The organism is Xanthomonas cucurbitae (assembly GCF_002939885.1).
GTDB classification, from domain to species: domain Bacteria; phylum Pseudomonadota; class Gammaproteobacteria; order Xanthomonadales; family Xanthomonadaceae; genus Xanthomonas; species Xanthomonas cucurbitae.
In genome coordinates this window covers 2501-5763 of sequence record NZ_MDED01000071.1, presented here as the reverse complement: position 1 = coordinate 5763, position 3263 = coordinate 2501, and the positions used below count along the sequence as shown (strand labels likewise).

Here is a 3263-nt window from a genome sequence, read left to right as displayed (position 1 = left end):
GCCCGGCCATGCGTAGGTTTTGATGAGGTGGAGGATTTGGAGTGGGGCAAAAAGAACAAACCCCCAGTCCTGTTGGACTGAGGGTTTGGGGAAAAGCCCCTGGCGATGACCTACTCTCGCATGGCTTGAGCCACACTACCATCGGCGCAGCTGCGTTTCACTTCCGAGTTCGGGATGGGATCGGGTGGTTCCACAGCGCTAATTTCACCAGGGAGACGGTTGGAGCGTCGCCAGTTGCTGCTTCCTTAAACGTGAGCACGGGTGTGCAAGCGTTTGCATATGGAAGCACCTACGGCGCTCAGCCTCGCATAGTTAACTTGTGACGTAGCTTGCATTTGATGATCTACCAACGTTCGTTGGGACCAAGGCAACTTGAGGTTATATGGTCAAGCCGCACGGATCATTAGTATCAGTTAGCTCAATACATTGCTGTACTTACACACCTGACCTATCAACCACGTAGTCTACATGGTTCCTTTAGGGGGCTTGTGCCCCGGGAAGTCTCATCTTGAGGCGCGCTTCCCGCTTAGATGCTTTCAGCGGTTATCGCTTCCGAACATAGCTACCCGGCAATGCCACTGGCGTGACAACCGGAACACCAGAGGTTCGTCCACTCCGGTCCTCTCGTACTAGGAGCAGCCCCTCTCAAACTTCCAACGCCCATGGCAGATAGGGACCGAACTGTCTCACGACGTTCTGAACCCAGCTCGCGTACCACTTTAAATGGCGAACAGCCATACCCTTGGGACCGACTACAGCCCCAGGATGTGATGAGCCGACATCGAGGTGCCAAACACCGCCGTCGATATGAACTCTTGGGCGGTATCAGCCTGTTATCCCCGGAGTACCTTTTATCCGTTGAGCGATGGCCCTTCCATACAGAACCACCGGATCACTAAGACCTACTTTCGTACCTGCTTGATCCGTCGATCTTGCAGTCAAGCACGCTTATGCCTTTGCACACAGTGCGCGATGTCCGACCGCGCTGAGCGTACCTTCGTGCTCCTCCGTTACTCTTTAGGAGGAGACCGCCCCAGTCAAACTACCCACCATACACGGTCCCTGATCCGGATAACGGATCTAGGTTAGAACGTCAAGCACGACAGGGTGGTATTTCAAGGATGGCTCCACTGCAGCTAGCGCCACAGTTTCATAGCCTCCCACCTATCCTACACAGACGAACTCAACGTTCAGTGTAAAGCTATAGTAAAGGTTCACGGGGTCTTTCCGTCTTGCCACGGGAACGCTGCATCTTCACAGCGATTTCAATTTCACTGAGTCTCGGGTGGAGACAGCGCCGCTGTCGTTACGCCATTCGTGCAGGTCGGAACTTACCCGACAAGGAATTTCGCTACCTTAGGACCGTTATAGTTACGGCCGCCGTTTACTGGGGCTTCGATCAAGAGCTTCGCCTTGCGGCTGACCCCATCAATTAACCTTCCAGCACCGGGCAGGCGTCACACCCTATACGTCCACTTTCGTGTTTGCAGAGTGCTGTGTTTTTGATAAACAGTCGCAGCGGCCTGGTTTCTGCGACCCTCTTCAGCTATAGCTCGCACGAGCCACCAAAAAGGGTGCACCTTCTCCCGAAGTTACGGTGCCATGTTGCCTAGTTCCTTCACCCGAGTTCTCTCAAGCGCCTGAGAATTCTCATCCTACCCACCTGTGTCGGTTTACGGTACGGTCTTCGTGAGCTGAAGCTTAGGAGCTTTTCCTGGAAGCGTGGTATCAGTGACTTCGCCATAAAGGCTCGTCTCGGTGCTCGGTCTTAAAGGATCCCGGATTTGCCAAAGATCCAAACCTACCGCCTTTCCCCGGGACAACCAACGCCCGGTACACCTAACCTTCTCCGTCCCTCCATCGCACTCACGCGAGGTGCAGGAATATTAACCTGCTTCCCATCGACTACGGCTTTCGCCCTCGCCTTAGGGACCGACTAACCCTGCGTCGATTAACGTTGCGCAAGGAAACCTTGGGCTTTCGGCGTGCGGGCTTTTCACCCGCATTATCGTTACTCATGTCAGCATTCGCACTTCCGATACCTCCAGCAGACTTCTCAATCCACCTTCGCAGGCTTACGGAACGCTCCTCTACCGCGCATAAAACAAGTTTTATGCACCCCAAGCTTCGGTTCACTGCTTAGCCCCGTTAAATCTTCCGCGCAGACCGACTCGACCAGTGAGCTATTACGCTTTCTTTAAAGGGTGGCTGCTTCTAAGCCAACCTCCTGGCTGTCTATGCCTTTCCACATCGTTTTCCACTTAGCAGTGAATTTGGGACCTTAGCTGTGGGTCTGGGTTGTTTCCCTTTTCACGACGGACGTTAGCACCCGCCGTGTGTCTCCCGGATAGTACGTACTGGTATTCGGAGTTTGCAATGGTTTGGTAAGTCGCGATGACCCCCTAGCCATAACAGTGCTCTACCCCCAGTAGTATTCGTCCGAGGCGCTACCTAAATAGCTTTCGAGGAGAACCAGCTATCTCCGGGTTCGATTAGCTTTTCACTCCTAATCACAGCTCATCCCCGTCTTTTGCAACAGACGTGGGTTCGGGCCTCCAGTACCTGTTACGGCACCTTCACCCTGGCCATGACTAGATCACCCGGTTTCGGGTCTACTGCCCGCGACTATGCGCCCTTATCAGACTCGGTTTCCCTTCGCCTCCCCTATACGGTTAAGCTTGCCACGAACAGTAAGTCGCTGACCCATTATACAAAAGGTACGCAGTCACTCTTGCGAGCTCCTACTGCTTGTACGCACACGGTTTCAGGATCTATTTCACTCCCCTCTCCGGGGTTCTTTTCGCCTTTCCCTCACGGTACTGGTTCACTATCGGTCGGTCAGGAGTATTTAGCCTTGGAGGATGGTCCCCCCATATTCAGACAGGGTTTCACGTGCCCCGCCCTACTCGTCTTCACTGGAGTGGCCCTTTTAAATACAGGGCTATCACCTTCTATGGCCAATCTTTCCAGATTGTTTTTCTAAAGCCATTCCAGCTTAAGGGCTGTTCCCCGTTCGCTCGTCACTACTTAGGGAATCTCGGTTGATTTCTTTTCCTCCGGTTACTTAGATATTTCAGTTCACCGGGTTCGCTTCCAGCAGCTATGAATTCACTGCAGGATACTGCCGAAGCAGTGGGTTTCCCCATTCGGACATTGCCGGATCAAAGCTTGTTGCCAGCTCCCCGACACTTTTCGCAGGCTACCACGTCCTTCATCGCCTCTGACCGCCTAGGCATCCACCGTGTGCGCTTATTCGCTTGACC

Annotated in this window: 2 rRNA genes; both read right to left on the bottom strand. The window is 53.5% G+C overall.

The features are described 5' to 3' along the window. Window positions 1–97 precede the first annotated feature (97 nt). Window positions 98–212, bottom strand: a 5S ribosomal RNA gene (gene rrf, locus XcuCFBP2542_RS18425). Window positions 213–382: 170 nt separating this feature from the next. After that, window positions 383–3263: ribosomal RNA gene (locus tag XcuCFBP2542_RS18420) — 23S ribosomal RNA — on the bottom strand.